Here is a 16,499-nt window from a genome sequence, read left to right on the forward strand (position 1 = left end):
ACTTCACAGTTCGTTCTTACGGTACAATAATCGTCGTTTGCTAGCCACTATTCAAATCTTTTTTGGGATACGGCCTACCAAGGCTTTTTAGATCATATGCATAGTGAATACCCATTCGGCAAAACTGACCACGGCTCAGCTCATGAGGGAGTATGTTAATACGGCACTTCACGCACAACCGGTCGCGCTGTTTCTGTATACGTCGCTTTCCGTAATTATGAGATCTAACTTCTGATCATGCTCGGCAACAGGAATTTTGTGGTGAAGCTGCGCATTATACGCAACCCCTATGCATAGGCACCGAAAACTACGCCTAAAGAATGCTATTGTATAGTCGTAATATCCTCCACCAAAGCCTAATCTGTTTAAACTTCGGTCAAATGCTACAAGCGGAACAAACAGCACTTCGGGAATGATAGTTTCTTCACCTGAAGCGTAACAGTTCCAGCGCTTGAAGGCCAAAAGCCTGCTTCCTTGTTGCACGACCGGTACGAGTACGGTATTACCCTCCTCTTTCACGAACTGCATGAGTGGTAATACGTCTATTTCCCCATCACGCGGTATATATCCTGCTACTGTCCCGCCTTTACGCAGTTTCACATTGCGCATGCAATTCTCTTTAAGCATTTCCGCTGCCTTGCGTACATCAAAAATGCTTCTACGTAAGCCGCGGTAATGGCCCCTCAGAAGGGATTTTTCTTCCATAAAAGTGAGATCCTTTCACACAACCACAAAACCGTAAGCCATGGTAACCATGTTTTGGCATCCGGGCGAAAACATTATTACCAGAACATCGGCTAATTGTAATTAAAAATCGTAATAGCACCGCGGCAATTCCCGTTAGTGTTGTAATAAAGACACTTTTTTTAAAAAAAATCTTTTTTGTTTAAATATGTGTTATATTTTCCTCAGCGAGATACGTAAATACGGGTTTTAATGCTGCAAATTGCACATTAAATCTTCCACTTAGTAAACAAAAGACGGGTCAAATGTGTCTGTTATGCAACAGCACATGGGACCTGGGTTTAGGCTACGTATTTCTCAAAACATGTATTTTAAAATGGCAGCAACAAATGATTGGAGAAGACATCGCAGCTGTAACCAGCCCAGCTCAACACGAAGGCTTAAGCGAAGAACAAGAAGATACGTCGCAATCACAAGGTAGTACGCGGCCCCATGCAACTACGCACGCAGACAAGACAAAAATCATACTGGCAGTTGTCTTTGTTGCGTTGGTTATATACCTAGCTGCGTCATTCTATGTGGCAGCAACTCAACTTTCCGCAGCAGGACTTGCCGTAGTTGGAGCAGTAAATGCCCTAGTAGTAATATGCACCATCATCTGCATGTGCATTTGCGTAGCAGGCAAGGAGGACAGAAGCCTCGAGCGCATCTCTCAAGATCCAATCTTGTCCACTGAAGAAGTATCATTAGGCACCATAGAATGTGACGGGCCTACAGTAGCGGAAAATGCACCGCATCAGGACTTACATAATGGCGGCGCTAGGCCTCTTACAGCGGCAAGCGAAGTTGATACAGCGCACACATCGGCGCCACAGCCTGGCCCGTTTATTCCGGCTGGAGATACTAATAAGAAATCGCCCACTACAAGACCTGTAACTATAACTACTAAGGCCGAGATTACGCCCCCACCCGCACCGCGGCGTTTTGGGTCTCCCAAACACTCAGATATAGGTCCACTGGCACCACAATCCAGCCCACTATCATTCATTTGCAAGCAAACGCCTGCTGAACAACCTGTAGCCGCAACTAATGCGGTTGATGCATTGCCTCCATTGCCACCAGAACGTTCAAAATCCGCTCGGAAGTTGGGTGAGCATTCACCGGCACAACAGCACTTACCGCCTTTGCCAGAAGGAGTGCAACTTTCGTCAAGTAGTGCGCAGCAGCATGGTGCTTCGCGGATACACATCGAATCAAAAATTAAGGCGGGCATTGACGAGCCGTTCACTGCCACTTTACCGCTATTGCCGCGACACACTAGAACTGGCTCACTTTCTGACACTAAATCTCCACTGGCACCACAGCGTTTTGGGTCTCCCAAACACCCAGGTGCAAGTTCAATAGCGCAATGGCCTAGTACTCTGGCATCTACTAGCAAGAAAACTCCCGCTGCAAAGCCTATTGTGAATATGCCTGATGCCGACTTGCCTGCTGATACCGCATCTCCACTTGTGCCACAGTCGGATCCAACCTCTCTGGCATCCACCGATAAACCGGCGCTTGCTAAGAAGCCTGTGACCGCGATTGGCGCCGCGTCTAAACTAGTACCAAAATGCTCAAAATTCGCTCGGAAGTTGAGCGCAGGGTTATTACCGAAACACCTGGGCAACTCTCAGCAGAAATCCACCCTACCAACCACTCCAGCCGGGAATACTAGCAAAGCAACTACCGCGAAGCCTGCAGATATGGCCGGTGCCAGCTTACTTTTGAGCACTACACCTCCGCCGGTATCACAATCTAGTCCATCCACTTTGCAATCTACTAGCGAGAAAGTCCCTGCCACACAATCTATTACTATAACTACTAAGGCTACACCCCCACCCGCGCCGCGGCGTTCTGAGTCTCTCAAATATATGGGTATGAGTTCTCTGGCACAACGGTCCGGCATCCCGGCACCTACTAGCAAGAAAACTCCCGCTACAAAGCCTATAAGTGTGATCGATGCCGACTTGCCTGCCGATACCACGCCCCCACTTGTGCCACAGTCGGGTCCAGCCTCTCTGGCATCCGCCAATAAGCCGGCACCTGCCAAGAAACCTGTAACCATGACCAGTGCCGGGCCGGCTTCTGCTGCCAAACCTCCATTAGCAGCACCACGAAGCTTTGGGTCTCCCGGGCGCATGGGTGTAAGTTCACTGGCACAACAGCGGCGTGATGTTCCGCAGACACACAACGCATCAGCAATTGACAAACTGTTGGACATCGACGAACTGTTCGCTGCCACTCTGCAACAGCTGTCGCAAAAACAAACTGGCACCGGGCCGGCTTCTGCTACTAAGCCTCCATTAGCAGCACCACGAAGCTTTGGGTCTCCCAGGTGCATGAGTGTAAGTTCACTAGCGCAACGGTCTGGCACTCCGGCATCTACCAGCAAGAACACACCTGTGACCGCGATTGGCGCTAGCTCATCCTCTGATACCAAACCTCCACTTGTGCCACAGTCAGGTCAAACTTCTCTGGCGTCTACCGATAAACCGGCACCTGCCAAGAAGCCCGTAACCATGACCAGTGCCGGCCCATCTTCTAGCACTGTACCTCCACTTGTGCCACAGTCGGGTCTAACTTCTCTGGCGTCTACCGATACTACGAGACCCGTGACGAAGCCCGTGACCATGATTAGTGCCGGCCCATCTTCTAGCACTGTGCCTCCAGCGGCACCAAAACGCTCAAAAGCTCCTGAGAACTCGGGTGTAGGTTCATCCGCACAACAGCACTTACTACCCTTACCAGAGGGAGCGCAATTCCCGTTAAGTAGTGCGCAACAGCATGGTGCCGCGAAGGCGCACAACGAACCAAAAATTGACGATCTGTTAGGCATCGACGAGCTGTTCGCTGCCGCTCTACAACAAACGGGCGATACGGAATCCAGTACAAGGGAGCTTGAGCATAAACCGGCACTACATGATCAACCGCAATCATCGCCTTGGACCACAGGTCGCACCATGCAGCTTAGCGTCAACGCACCAAAATTCAAGGCGTCAAATGCTCACAAATCGTCACTGTCATTTAAAGCTGTAGCTAGTGCTGTGAAGCGCGGAACAGCAGGTAATTTAAAGACACAGTTGCAATCTGGTGTGCGCAAAGCGCAGCACGGTTTGTTGAAGAAGGTCGAGCACGCAACTGATGCCCTTTCTAAGCGTGCTGCCACTAAGCCTTCTCGTTATGAACGCTTGTCTCCCGAAATTACAAGACCATGTTCCCCTGCACACTCCGATGTTGCAACTCCTGACGATTATTCTGATACCGCAGCTATTATCCATTACGACGGCAATCAACCCCACGGTGCGGAAAGTAGTGGTACCATAGCGGATAGCTTATATCCTACAAATTGGGAAGCGTGCAGCGCAGCTACCCGAGTAGACGAAGAAAGTAGCGCAGCTGATGCCCAATGCCAAAAAGCTCAGGTGGCTGGAACTCCGCATAACTCAGATGTGGCATCATCGGCAACAAAACCCACTACTACTTTAAAGAAAATCAAGAAAAAGGCGGCAAGTTTGGGTAAAACTGTGACGCGTGCTGCATATGTTGCCTACATAGGTGCAGAACTGGCGTTTGGAATACACGATGCGGCACCCTCCAAGGCCTATGGGTTCCAGTTGGCACCAGAAATTGCCGCAGGCGGCCCTCAGGACGTTTATCTGCTAATCCGCGGTAAAAAAGCGCACCTTTTTGCCCTGGCTGCAATTTCAGATGTCAAGACCCGCAACTTGTGGTTATGTACAGGTAATCTTCACACTAAACGTGGGCATATTTCTATATCAAATCTGGAATTCCGCATAATGTCTGCAGGCGATGAGCGCAGTTTTGAGTATAAGTCACAGTATCAAATCGCGCTAAAGCTTATAATGCCTCCTTTCGGCGCCGTGCCCCGCCTACTGACCAGCGCACAACACGCGTTTTCAATTTCTCACAGCGGTAAAAGCAGGGATATTTTCTTGACCACACGAGTTGGCACGAATAGTAGAACAAACATAATAAAGCTAGTTGCTACAAGCGCCCCCTTTAAAAGCTATAGAAAGGCCTTCTTTTACACATATACAGAATCTGTAATCCACGCTATGGTCGAGCATATGAATGCCGCAATGCGCAGGGAACTAACACATGTAAACCAGCAATCACTCACGATTTGTGCAGCGCTTGACATATATGCTCAGCAAAGTCACGAGGGCATGCAGCGTACAATTACCGATTTCTTTCTTCGTACTCCGCTGGGCCGCGCAGTGTATTCTGACACGGCATTGTGCATTGAGTATATAGGAGAGCTCATTAGGTTTTGCAGTAGCTTAGACAATTATCCCGCACACCATGCGCTGTTCTGGAGGCTCGTGATACAAGAGGTATGGGGTGATTGCAGATTTTTAGGCAACGGAGCTCCAAGGCATCTCTCACGCGCACTCGAATATGACACAGAATTTGTCATAGATTTGCATGTCATCTGCGCGTCAGTATGCAAAAAACAGGCAATTACCGACAGGGAAGAAGTATACTCTTTCATAGAAACACTTATGCATTTGCATAAGTCTACATCAGACTCGCTTGGCACACGCTTGGTACACTACATAGCACTCGCAACAGTTGCGAGTCCTAGACTGAGCAAAGGGCTCAAAGCTGCAGATATACAGCACGAAAGGTGGAAAAAGCTACTGCGTACTGCGGAACATACGCTAAAACTATATCAACTTGACGCGGAAGCTTCTACCATCAAAGCGCTAAGTAAGACAAGCGGAGCAAAACACCCATGTCGCATTAATACCGTGCTTTTGAGTGATTTTACCGAGACGACGGCATATGGAATTGCTCTACAGAACGACCAAAAACTACAGCAACTGCGCAATATATTGGGCCCAGACTACGCGCCACATCAGTTGGCGCTCGCACCGGAAAGTGTCGCACATATAGTGGACACACACACCCATGAAAAAGGAGGTGAGTTCATCCCCTACGCTGTGTTCGTCTCACACTTGCAGGATGTGTACTTACGCGTTGCAGGCAAATATTACTCACAAAGTGTTGTTCCGAAGCTGCTATCCCATTGGGGAAAGATACGTGAACAAAATTCGCACGTTTTAGGCGCGCCCAAAAACGAAGATGCTCGGGCAGCGATAAGATTACTCGAAGCCAAGATATCTAACGTAAAATGGTGTACATATGATAGGGCGCCAGCGCCTCTATCGCCTAACACCAGATTAACCTCTCACACCATAAACTATCCTTTTTCAGATAGAACGATTGAACGGATTGGAGACGCAGCCTTTACCGGGTTCTTATCTGTAGTTAGTGTCTCCCCGGCAATGCAAAGACTGCACCTCTTGCAGCCAGAGTGTAGTATCCACCTCGATGTAGCTCGTGCAATTTCTTGAGGTGCATTTCCGGCTTCACAGCAGGGCATAGTGGCAATAGAGCCATTTCTTGGCACTATGTGGAGCCGGAGTCAGAGCTAAATTCTATTATGATAAATCATAGATTAATTATGATTTTACGTAATCTCCCTATGAAATTACATAAAATTAGATATGTCATTTAACACATAATTCAGAATTAGCCATTAGTGTACTCAGCTAAATGGCTTATAGGCAACCAATATGAATTTGCTCGATACAAGAGGAGCTCCTCAAAGCGCGTTACCAGTCCGCGAATTGCTACTCGCAGCAGTTGCAGCAGCGGCAACCATAGGCATAATAAAAGTACATAATGATAAAAAACGCGCTCTATGTGTTTGCGTCTCTTGTATGGCCGCAGCGTGCCTTATACAACAGAAAAGAAAATTCTTCCGCGATAACATACAAATTTTTTTTGCCGAAAACGCGAAAAAGGGAGTAGTCACATTTGCAGAAGCATCGATTACAAAAATCTCTATAGCTGCCAAAAATGCGCGAGATGAGGACGGACAATATGCGATGGTTGCCGAATTGAGCAGGCCTACAATTAGTATCCAAGGCAAAAAGAGCCGCGCCATAAGGGCAATAGATATACAAAGCTACGGTCACAGCTGGGAGTATGCCACCAACTCTGACACCCCTCAAATGACGGTGTGCATATCTGGAAATAACAAAAAAAGCTCTGTGGAAGCTGATTTTCCCTGCTTGAGAGGTAAAAACAGCCTACTATTGGATATCAGGTCTAAAAGATACGAGGAGTATATACCGCTTTGTCGGGTCCGCAACGCTCATGACTACATCAGAAAAGCTCTTGAAATGAAGCTTAGAAGGCAATCTTTTCTCCAAATACTATTGGCAAAATATCTCTCTGAGGAGCATTTCCCCGCAAATAGAGAAAAAGCCATGTATCTGATACATAACTTTGGCAACATATTGCAAAAAAGCTCGGCCATGGCCATGAGTAAAGCCCTAGAAAAGCTAGTACGCATTAATTTTGAAATAACGCAATCTAAACCGGAACTTTCAGGCACATCGTCAAGCACGACAAAGCACCCGTCTGTCAGGCTCACCCACCTAGGGGAAGATCAATTTAAATCATTGGAGTCGGATATTCTCACACTTGTGAAAGCAAGAGCATGTGAGTATGAAAATTTGCATGAAGCCCTAAGCCATGATGCATACAAATCCGCCATAAACCCGGGCATAGAGGACATAATCGCATGCTATCCAGATAGAGTTAATCAGACAACAAACGCTTTTCTCAAAACACATATTGCATCCTACAGAACCCTGGCACCAAGAATGAAGGCCATACACAGGTACATAGAAATTTGTAGAAAACACCACAATAAACGGCTGCAACGCACTGCGGATTGCGACGATCCTAAAACCGCAGATAGTTACGCCTACAAAGCCGTCTATGACTTTGCAAAACAAGAGGGTATCTCCACAGATGATTTGCATGCCATAATCGAGCATGCGCGGTACAAGTTGTGCAGAAAATACAGAGGGCTATTTGTGGATGATATAACCGGTATAACGCAGAAAGTTACCGCGCGACTCTGCAAAATCAGGATAAAACTCGGAAAATTTGAGTCCAAAGATGCCGACGCAGAAGACTATGAATTATGCTATGAGATTGATGAACCGGATGAATCATGCGATCGAACAATAGAGGCCCCACTATCAGACTACATAAAATACCCATTACGGGGCTTTAGGTAACACATCAATTAGAACCCCTCCGCGTGTTGGGTTTGTCCATCGCTGCAGCTCGCCACCTCCGCTTCGCTGGCATACCCTACCCTTATGGGCCCCTCTCACCCGGGCGATAATAGATGCACGTAGGAAGTGCAGGATTAACAATACTGGAGATTTAGCAACAATAATCAGGTCTGCAGTTCCAAGAAGTCGTGTACATCCTATAGATCCAGCCACAAGAACGTTTCAAGCAATTAGAATATGGGTAAATAACGAACTGGAAGAACTGCAAGCTGGTCTTGAAACAGCAGCTGAGGTGTTGAAGATAGGTGGTAAAATCTTGGTGACGTCTTTTCATTCTCTGACAGCGTATTCTTCGGTGATTATATACCTCGCCCACGCATACGGCGGCTACACAGAGCATAGGCGTCCATATCTGAGGATGACGTATCATCATTGCGAACAGCATGTGTCTGCACTACCTTATTTACAGAGACGCCGCAGTGGGCAAATTTTTCCGCCCAATTCACGGGCAGGTGATTTCCAGGCTATCATCTACCACTTGACTCACTACTAGAATAGCGCTCTTGGCTCACTGCAGGTGTGGCACTGATGACTATAACCTTTCGCTCACTCTCCTTCCGCATTCTACATGTCTGGGACACAGCAGTCGGGGCATCATCTGCAACAAGTGGGCTTTGCTCATTCACACTGCGAGCACGTGCTTGCTCCACGGAAGAGTCTTGCGAGGAAGAAGGGTATTGTATATAAGAAGAAGAGGAAGAGCCTGAAACAGATCTAAAAACATTTTCCGTGCTACTACATGACGAATCATTGTCTCCGCGCAAGCAATGCTTATCGCAGGCCCTAGAAACAACGGTAGCGAGCGTGGTTAGGCAAGCGACCAATGCGCACAACCCTGCACCGGCGGCACAAGCTATAATGCACAGCCTGGTAACGTCATGAGCAATCTCACTGTAAAACAGTGCGGCAGATATTGCCATACCAATAAAAAATACGCAACTCAGGGCAAGAGACGCTTCGCGCACTATGGGAAGTATCTCCGACATAGGGACGCTACAACTTTCCTCATATACGGTCTCATAGTATCGCCCACGCATATATCCTCCATAATTCGTCCACGTCGATGTATACCGCAGCGTTTATATAGCTGCATTATTACAACATATCAGATATAAAAATTATGTATACACAATATAGTGCTAAAATTGCAATTTATCTGGATATACACACTATCGGATTGCTCTGCCACCCGGCACTTGGACCTCAAATGGTGCCTGCTCTTGAATTTGGCACTTCTGTGATAACGAAGTAAGCCCTGCAATAGCTTCGTACTGATGCCCAGCTACCATGTCAGCGTGGCGCCAATTATATAGTGCGGGGACCTCCGCTTGGCAATTATATTCGCGCAAAACCTCCCCCATACGGGCATTTTCCAGTGTATCTCCGTAAAGACGTAGAACCGATGTTGCAATCACTGCTGATAATGCGTCATGAGTCAAAAACCGAAATCCTAACGCATTACACATGTGGTATAGCATGGATGCAGCTCTTTTCGTCACTCCGCCGTCGCGCTCATGGTCTATCCTGAGAGTATTGTGTGCGCGTATAGCGTCTTGCAGATCCATTCCCGTCTCCGCCGTAAACCGCCGTGCCATGAATGAGTATGCAGCACAGTGCATAAGCATCGGAAAGTCATAAAACGCCGACATACATACTTCTAGATCACCTTCATACAATTCTGCCATCTGCTGAGTTGTGGTAGAAGAGTGAAATAACAAACCAAAAATCCGAAAACACCTACTATGGGTGTATCCAGCATCTTGAAATCTCTGACATAACATGCCACCAATAGTATAATCCATGCATGCCGCAACATATTTTATTTCCGGACGCTTTCTTAAAAAATCACCAAGTCGCCCTCTCAGGATTGCCCCGTCTACTGCTCCGTCGACAAAGCATCTGCTTTTTTCGGGCAGCAATGCATATGCTAGAGCAAGCAAGTTCAAATTATCCTTTAAGTGGTTACTTTCCCCGATTAAACCTAATTTGGTGCGCAGCTTCGTGCTTGTTGCAAGTGTTAGTAGAGTGCTCATCATCTTCACTTCATCAGCGCTACAGTTGCCGGAGTTTTTGTCCCAAAACTTTGACACGGTGAGAAACAACCCCTTGTTGTACGCAACGTCTGTGAGCACATTGACGACCTCCCTATGCGAAAGTGATTGCATCTCCCAAGATACTGACAACATTTTACAACAACGGCTGTCTACTTGCTCTACGGAAGAGGCGAGAAGTAGATGTTTGTATATGCAAACATAATTGGCAAAAAACGTGCTGCCAAAACCGCTTGATAACGCGCTGCAGCCGGACATAATCCTGAGTATGTCTGCCCTGGTGCTGATATGACACCTGAATATCAAAACCGGGGGCGCAGATTTTTGCTTTGGAAAGACAATCGCTACACTTTCGGCTCTTTTCACAACATCCTTGAATTGCTGATAGCTACCAAACCTATTCGTGATATAACTTCCAGAAAGCCTAATTGCCGCGGTTGTATCATCGTTAGGGGCCACACACACCGCGTGCGGGAACACTCCTTTTTTAACAACGTACCATGAATAACGTTGAGACATAAAAGTCAGCTTGGTGCCACTTCTGAGCATCCCCTTCCAACCCTTCGGGGAAAAAATATCCCGAAAGCGCGATATTGACCTATCGCCAACTGAAGAATTTATCTTCAAGAGCAAGGCCGGATCACAGCAGCCAGTCATGCGGTATACTGCAAATACCATCATGGAAATTCCCAACGCCAAACCGCACACAAGCGCGGCAGTACCCCGCATGACCGCGGGAGCACGCCATTGGGCGATACCCACACACGCTGCGCTTATCACCACACAAACCGCAAATACTGCGAGCAAAGCACTCACAGCGCATAATATCCCATCTCTCCACGACGAAGATAGGTTGCTTCGCCTTGCTTCTTCAGAGTTTACCAACGCACCTGAATTTGCTATTTGTCCTTCCATATTCACCCCCTCCATCCACTGGCCAAGATAGCACCCCCACAGATTGCGCGGGCACTATCGCACTACTCGCTAGGATATGGAAATTTTGTCGGGCATTTGTGTGTTTAAAAAAGAAATATATGCCAACTTTGGTCTTGGGTAATAATTGTTTAACTATTTAATAAGTGTGCAACATCTCACCCAGCAATTACCACGCGTTTTCCGTGGCGGCGTCGGTAATTAGCAAGGCATTTTTTTTGAAGTTGAGTATTGGAAGTTTAGCGGAGTTTCGGGGAACAATACTTTATATATGTCATGGCACGCAAGCGCAGATTCAGAAAACCCTACCAATATCAGCTTTAGCTTGCCTTGGTAGTGCGCCACATCTCCTACGGCATATATCCTTGTGCGTGCAGTTCTGCATGTAGACTGGTCTATCGGTATATAAAAACTCTCAACTCCGAGACCCCAATTGGCAATCGGCCCGAGTTTTGCTGAAATTCCAAAAAACGGTAATAGAAAATCCGCATCTATGCGGGTTTCTTCTTTAGAGGATATATTCCTAATAATAACCCCATTTAGCATTCCATCGCTGCCTGCAAGCCCAGCAAGTTGGTATGGGACCAACAACTTGATCTGTCCTCGCTCAGCAAGACTTTCCAAGTTACGTAGAGTATTGGGAGCACAGCGAAATGAGTGCCTACGGTGTATTACATGTACTGAATCCGCAACCTCAGATAGGCTTACCGCCCAATCTGCTGCAGAGTCCCCTCCCCCCGCAATTACTACTCGCTTGCCGCGAAATCTTGATACATCACTTACGTGATAAAAAACGGACTTATCTTCATATTCTGTAATGCCGTCTAAAGGGGGACGATTGGGGCCAAACCCCCCGGAACCGGCGGCAATTACAATTGCTCTGCAGCGCACCCCCACTTTTTTATCTGTTACAACAACGAAGTGTTCTCCTTCCTCTAGTACTTGTTCCGCAGTGTGCCCCAGCAGGTAGGTAGGCTTGAACGGGTCAGCCTGTCGTTTCAGATTATTCACCAAATCCCTAGCCAAGGTTACGGGATACGCTGGTATGTCATATATCGGTTTTTCTGGGTACAGCACTGCACATTGCCCCCCCACCTCACTTAGGGCATCGATGACGCAAGCACTCATCCCAAGCATTCCTGCCTGAAAAACAGTAAAAAGCCCGACCGGACCGGCCCCAATAATAGCCACATCGCTAGTAGCGTGTATTTTCACGCCAATCACCTCCTAAAATTTACCCGTCAAACGTACCACTTCTAAGGTGCTGGGTGATGCGCTCCCGAAGATGGGTAAGATGCGGCACTAGCTAACTCCAGAAACTACCATATTGTCGAACCTCAAAGTTGGGGAATTGACAGATCGCAAAAACGACAAATCATTTGCCGCGCGCATGCCAGCAAACATATCTCGCAAATTCCCAGCCACCGTTATGCCGTGCACCGGATGCGTGAGCTGGCCATTTTCAATCATAAAACCAAAGGCGCCCTGGCTATAATCCCCGGTTGTCAGATTGACCCCAGAACCGAAAAGATCAGTTATGTACACACCTTCTTTGATGTCTGACATCAACAACTCAGGGGAGGTATCACTGCCCTTGATATAAAAGTTGCTAACCCCCGGGCTCACCGAGGCATTACTGCATCTTATTGCGCTACCTGTAGTATGCAATCCGAGTTGTTTTGCAGTACGCATGTCTAGCAGCCAACTTTTTAGGACCCCACCTTCAACCACGTTATTCCTACGACTGCCAACCCCTTCCCCATCGAATGGCCTTGTGGAGAGCCCACCGGGCATTAGAGGATCATCGACAATATCAATATCGCCGCGAAAAATATTGCCACCAATGCTATCAACAAGAAATGACGTTTTATCAGCTACTGCGCTGCCGTTAATCGCCGCAGCAAAACTTTTTAAAAAGGCGGACGCTACCCGGTTTTCAAACAATACGGGAACCTTGCAGGTTTTCATCTCACGTGCATTAAGCCTTCTGAACGCCCTGGCAGCTGCGTCTTTACCCAAAATTTCCGGCTTTTCCAGGTCAGCAAAGCGATTCTTTACAGAAAAGCTATAATCCACTTCCATCTTCCCGCCATCGGAGGATACGACAGATACAGAAGTAGAAAAACAAGACCGTTTGTACGAGCCCATAAACCCGTTGGAAGTGGCAAGCACCATTTCACTGTTCGAGCGAGAAAAAGATGCACCTTCGGAATTTACTATCTTACCATCATAAGAAAGCGCTGCATCTTCCATAATGTTGAGTATTTCGCAAATCCTTGAGACCTCAACTATTGAGTCATCAAACAACAGCATACTGCTTATATCTTCGCGATACTCGCCGCTTACATCGCTGATAGAAATGTATGGATCTTCAGGCATGGATGACGCTATTGCAATTGCAGCATCCACTAGTTCAGAAATTTTACTTGGGTCATTAAAGGAAACACAGGAACACCGCTTACCGTCAATTATGACTCGTAAGCCTATCTTGCAATCTTTAGAGTACGTAGTTTCTTCGTGTTTGAGCAAACGCTGAGAAACAGCTGTGGACTCACCTGCGCAGACTATTATCTCCCACGCCACACCTCTAGACCGGACAACTTTGATGACTTCATCGGTAATCTCTCGGGTATTCAAAGCATGCTCCTAAGAAAATTTATACCCTATTCTACAGAAAAACTCGCTGCGCACATTCTGATTGTTCTGAAATTCACCTAACATGCAGCTAGTCTGCAATTTGAGATCACTAACAGCCTCTCCTCCCAAGTATTTTGCACACCAGTGCTTTGCCTCAATCAGCACCGCGACACCCGCAGGCTTTAGGAGTTCACTCAAAAATTGCGCGATTTGGACGGTCATACGCTCTTGCACCTGCAAACGCTTGGCAAATATGTCTACCACCCTAACTACAGTACCAACCCCAATTACAGTGGCCTTGGGAATGTATGAAATATTCACTACCCCAGCCATCGGAGACATATGATGCTCACACGTAGAAGAAAAGTTCACCCCCCGTAGCAGTATCATATCGGAGTAGCCTTCGTTAGCAAATACAGAATTGCGAAAGTCATGCGATGATTCGAGCGCATATCCCTGAAAAGACTCCTTATAGGCATTCAAAACCCTACCCGCCGCTAGGGACAGACCTTCCCTGTCAGGAGAATCATCAATCCATCGTATCAGAACTTCAATCGCCTCTTTGGCGTCTTTATCGGAAGGCTTGCGGGCTAAATCCTTATGCATGGCAGGCTAGCCCAAAGCTTCACATCCACTGACTATCTCTATCAAGTCAGTGGTAATTGAGGCTTGTCTTGAACGGTTATAGTCTAACAGTAGGCGATTCAACATACTTTTCGTGTTAGAGTTAGCAGATTCCATGGCAACCATACGGGAGCAATGCTCACAAACCAAGCTCTCGCACATTGCGAGGTATAGCTTGCCTATGAAGCTGTTTATGTATAACTTCTTGCGCACAGACGAAGAGTTGGGATCATAATTGCACATGACCTCTTCCGTGCTGGCTTCACGGCCTTCAGTGCTTTCTTTCGCACTATCAACTATCAAAACATCTTCAGCGGTCGGCTCCTGCCGCGCGGAACTGTAAAATCTACTGTAAAGCGCAACCACCCGGCTGTAGGCGGAAAAATCCACACCCAGGCTATAAAGCATACTTTTAAAATTCAGAAAGCCAATACCTCTTGGTTGAGGTATGACCCCCACAACTTCACCAAAAGCCTGTACATTCGCGCAGCCAACCAACTCGTGCGCCTTTTTTCCCACAAACAGAAAGCTTAGCCTCTCCCCACCGCTGGAGGAGGCCATGGATGAAACATATTCGCGCAGAAACTTAGCAACCGAGTGGTTAAAGCCTCCACACAGCCCTTTATCAGACGAAAACACCACCAGTAGAACTCCAGACGCCCCGCCGGCCTCCGCTAGGTATCGATGCTCGCTATCCTCCTTGGCTATGGCACTGCAATAGTCGCGAGCGCAGACAAGGCCTTCCCTAGCTATGCGGAACTTGGAAGCGGAAATCATCTGCATGACCCTGGTTGTCTTTTGTATAGACCTAACACTCCTTATCCTTAGCGCAAGAGCTTTGAGATTGGCCATAGACACACCAGACTGTCACGCTGCAAGTATATTGTTTTTTGGCCGTCGTACAAGCTCTAAAAGCAATTCCAAAATAAAAACGGTACAGAAAAACCCGATAATGCCTATTGCGTAGATTGAAATATGTGTATGAGCCGACATAGCAGCCTTGTTGCAGACAATAAGCATACACATGCTTGTGCACAACGAGATGCGCGTTACAAAAGCCCAGCTTCCTGTTTATGAGTCGTCTAACATGAAGAATTTGGGCTTGACATCCGTATAGATTGAGAGATACTTACCCTTGTTCTTTGCTTGCTCCCAATGTCTGACACCCGCAGCAGTCGAATCAAGCCGATGACCCTGAACTTTGGGCCGCAGCATCCAGCTGCTCACGGGGTTATGCGCTTGATCTTGGAGATGAGCGGCGAGGTTATCGAGAGGATTGACCCACACATAGGCTTGCTTCATAGAGGCACTGAGAAGCTTATAGAGTATAAAACGTACCTACAAGCGCTTCCGTATTTTGATCGCCTCGACTATGTCTCCCCAATGTCACAAGAGCACGCCTATTCTTTGTGTGTAGAAAAGCTGCTGCAGTGCGTTGTTCCACCAAGAGCAAAATACATTAGAGTGATTTTTTGTGAGCTCACAAGGGTCCTCAACCATCTGCTCAATGTCTCTAGCCAGGCGCTCGATACAGGCGCCACAACTCCACTTTTGTGGATGTTTGAGGAACGGGAAAGACTGCTCTCCTTCTATGAGAGGGCCTCTGGAGCCAGGTTTCATGCCGCATACATAAGGCCGGGGGGAATTGCGGCGGACGTGCCTGATGGCCTACTGGATGACATACACGCGTTTACGGAGAGCTTCCCTAAGCTCCTTGACGACGTAGACGGTTTGTTGACCGAAAATAGCATATGGAAGCAGCGCAATGTTGACATAGGCGTAGTGTCAAAGGCGCAGGCGCTAGACTGGGGGTTTTCCGGCCCCATGTTAAGGGCGTGTGGAATACCTTGGGATCTGAGAAAGAGCCAGCCATACGAGATATACGAAACCTTAGATTTCAAAGTGCCCGTAGGTAGCAATGGTGACTGTTATGATAGATACCTGGTGCGAATGGCCGAGATGCGTGAGTCCATCTCGATCATCAGACAATGTCTAAACGGCATACCTGAAGGGCCGGTGAAGACCGACGATCGCAAAATCGCTCCACCTAGAAGGGAAGAGCTAAAATACTCCATGGAAGCGCTGATTCACCACTTCAAGCTGTTTTCTGAGGGTTATAAAGTCGCCAAAGGTGAGGCATACGTTGCGGTGGAGGCACCTAAGGGCGAGTTTGGGGTCTATATAGTATCGGATGGCACCAATAGGCCTTACAGGTGCAGGATAAGGGCGCCGGGTTTCGCTCATTTACAAGCAATAGATGCAATGGCTAGGGGGCACATGTTGGCTGATCTTACCGCAATCATAGGGTCACTAGACATCGTATTTGGAGAAATAGACAGGTAGGGTT

Annotated in this window: 11 protein-coding genes and 1 pseudogene; 4 read left to right on the forward strand and 8 right to left on the reverse strand. The window is 47.5% G+C overall.

Annotated features, from left to right (window positions below; genetic code table 11):
• Window positions 1-168 precede the first annotated feature (168 nt).
• Window positions 169-705: a 5-formyltetrahydrofolate cyclo-ligase gene (locus AMF_RS07350; RefSeq protein WP_010267610.1), complete on the reverse strand. Its 537-nt coding sequence runs from the start codon at window positions 703-705 to the stop codon at window positions 169-171.
• A 1,651-nt stretch (window positions 706-2,356) separates the two neighbouring features.
• Complete coding sequence (locus tag AMF_RS07360) at window positions 2,357-2,866, reverse strand: hypothetical protein (protein WP_010267615.1); 510 nt, start codon at window positions 2,864-2,866, stop codon at window positions 2,357-2,359.
• Between AMF_RS07360 and AMF_RS07365 the strand changes: the two genes are divergently transcribed.
• The 3 genes and pseudogenes from AMF_RS07365 to mraW form a co-directional block, all read left to right on the forward strand.
• The gene (locus AMF_RS07365) at window positions 2,865-6,104 is read left to right on the forward strand and encodes a hypothetical protein (protein WP_010267618.1); all 3,240 of its coding nucleotides are present in this window, start codon (window positions 2,865-2,867) and stop codon (window positions 6,102-6,104) included. The genes AMF_RS07360 and AMF_RS07365 overlap by 2 nt on opposite strands.
• A 222-nt stretch (window positions 6,105-6,326) precedes the next feature.
• Window positions 6,327-7,847 carry a hypothetical protein gene (locus tag AMF_RS07370; RefSeq protein WP_010267620.1) on the forward strand — a complete coding sequence of 507 codons (1,521 nt, stop codon included), beginning with the start codon at window positions 6,327-6,329 and terminating at the stop codon, window positions 7,845-7,847.
• A gap of 94 nt (window positions 7,848-7,941) precedes the next feature.
• Window positions 7,942-8,187, forward strand: a pseudogene (gene mraW, locus AMF_RS10245) (16S rRNA (cytosine(1402)-N(4))-methyltransferase); the annotation flags it as partial.
• A 187-nt stretch (window positions 8,188-8,374) separates the two neighbouring features.
• Here the strand turns inward: mraW and AMF_RS07375 are convergent.
• The 6 genes from AMF_RS07375 to AMF_RS07400 all read right to left on the reverse strand — a co-directional run bounded on the left by AMF_RS07375 (window position 8,375) and on the right by AMF_RS07400 (window position 15,004).
• Complete coding sequence (locus AMF_RS07375) at window positions 8,375-8,944, reverse strand: hypothetical protein (protein WP_010267621.1); 570 nt, start codon at window positions 8,942-8,944, stop codon at window positions 8,375-8,377.
• Window positions 8,945-9,076: 132 nt separating this feature from the next.
• Window positions 9,077-10,873 carry a hypothetical protein gene (locus tag AMF_RS07380; RefSeq protein ID WP_225318134.1) on the reverse strand — a complete coding sequence of 599 codons (1,797 nt, stop codon included), beginning with the start codon at window positions 10,871-10,873 and terminating at the stop codon, window positions 9,077-9,079.
• A gap of 219 nt (window positions 10,874-11,092) precedes the next feature.
• Window positions 11,093-12,115 (reverse strand): NAD(P)/FAD-dependent oxidoreductase, encoded by a 1,023-nt coding sequence (locus tag AMF_RS07385; RefSeq protein ID WP_012658954.1) that lies wholly within the window; start codon window positions 12,113-12,115, stop codon window positions 11,093-11,095.
• Between the two features lie 78 nt (window positions 12,116-12,193).
• Complete coding sequence (locus AMF_RS07390; RefSeq protein ID WP_012658955.1) at window positions 12,194-13,528, reverse strand: TldD/PmbA family protein; 1,335 nt, start codon at window positions 13,526-13,528, stop codon at window positions 12,194-12,196.
• A 9-nt stretch (window positions 13,529-13,537) separates the two neighbouring features.
• Window positions 13,538-14,134 (reverse strand): GTP cyclohydrolase I, encoded by a 597-nt coding sequence (gene folE, locus AMF_RS07395; RefSeq protein ID WP_012658956.1) that lies wholly within the window; start codon window positions 14,132-14,134, stop codon window positions 13,538-13,540.
• Window positions 14,135-14,140: 6 nt separating this feature from the next.
• The gene (locus AMF_RS07400) at window positions 14,141-15,004 is read right to left on the reverse strand and encodes a F0F1 ATP synthase subunit gamma (protein ID WP_010267630.1); all 864 of its coding nucleotides are present in this window, start codon (window positions 15,002-15,004) and stop codon (window positions 14,141-14,143) included.
• Between the two features lie 303 nt (window positions 15,005-15,307).
• On the opposite strand from AMF_RS07400, the gene AMF_RS07405 reads away from it, so the two are divergent.
• The gene (locus AMF_RS07405) at window positions 15,308-16,495 is read left to right on the forward strand and encodes an NADH-quinone oxidoreductase subunit D (RefSeq protein ID WP_029209802.1); all 1,188 of its coding nucleotides are present in this window, start codon (window positions 15,308-15,310) and stop codon (window positions 16,493-16,495) included.
• Window positions 16,496-16,499: the final 4 nt, after the last annotated feature.

This window comes from Anaplasma marginale str. Florida, from assembly GCF_000020305.1.
GTDB classification, from domain to species: Bacteria; Pseudomonadota; Alphaproteobacteria; order Rickettsiales; family Anaplasmataceae; genus Anaplasma; species Anaplasma marginale.

Coding starts and splice junctions, on each gene's coding strand:
- AMF_RS07365 (WP_010267618.1), top strand. CDS start 2,865: ATGGGTGTAAGTTCACTGGCACAACAGCGGCGTGATGTTCCGCAGACA.
- folE (WP_012658956.1), bottom strand. CDS start 14,134: ATGCATAAGGATTTAGCCCGCAAGCCTTCCGATAAAGACGCCAAAGAG.
- AMF_RS07405 (WP_029209802.1), top strand. CDS start 15,308: ATGTCTGACACCCGCAGCAGTCGAATCAAGCCGATGACCCTGAACTTT.
- AMF_RS07380 (WP_225318134.1), bottom strand. CDS start 10,873: ATGGAAGGACAAATAGCAAATTCAGGTGCGTTGGTAAACTCTGAAGAA.
- AMF_RS07400 (WP_010267630.1), bottom strand. CDS start 15,004: ATGGCCAATCTCAAAGCTCTTGCGCTAAGGATAAGGAGTGTTAGGTCT.
- AMF_RS07360 (WP_010267615.1), bottom strand. CDS start 2,866: ATGCGCCCGGGAGACCCAAAGCTTCGTGGTGCTGCTAATGGAGGTTTG.
- AMF_RS07375 (WP_010267621.1), bottom strand. CDS start 8,944: ATGCGTGGGCGATACTATGAGACCGTATATGAGGAAAGTTGTAGCGTC.
- AMF_RS07350 (WP_010267610.1), bottom strand. CDS start 705: ATGGAAGAAAAATCCCTTCTGAGGGGCCATTACCGCGGCTTACGTAGA.
- AMF_RS07370 (WP_010267620.1), top strand. CDS start 6,327: ATGAATTTGCTCGATACAAGAGGAGCTCCTCAAAGCGCGTTACCAGTC.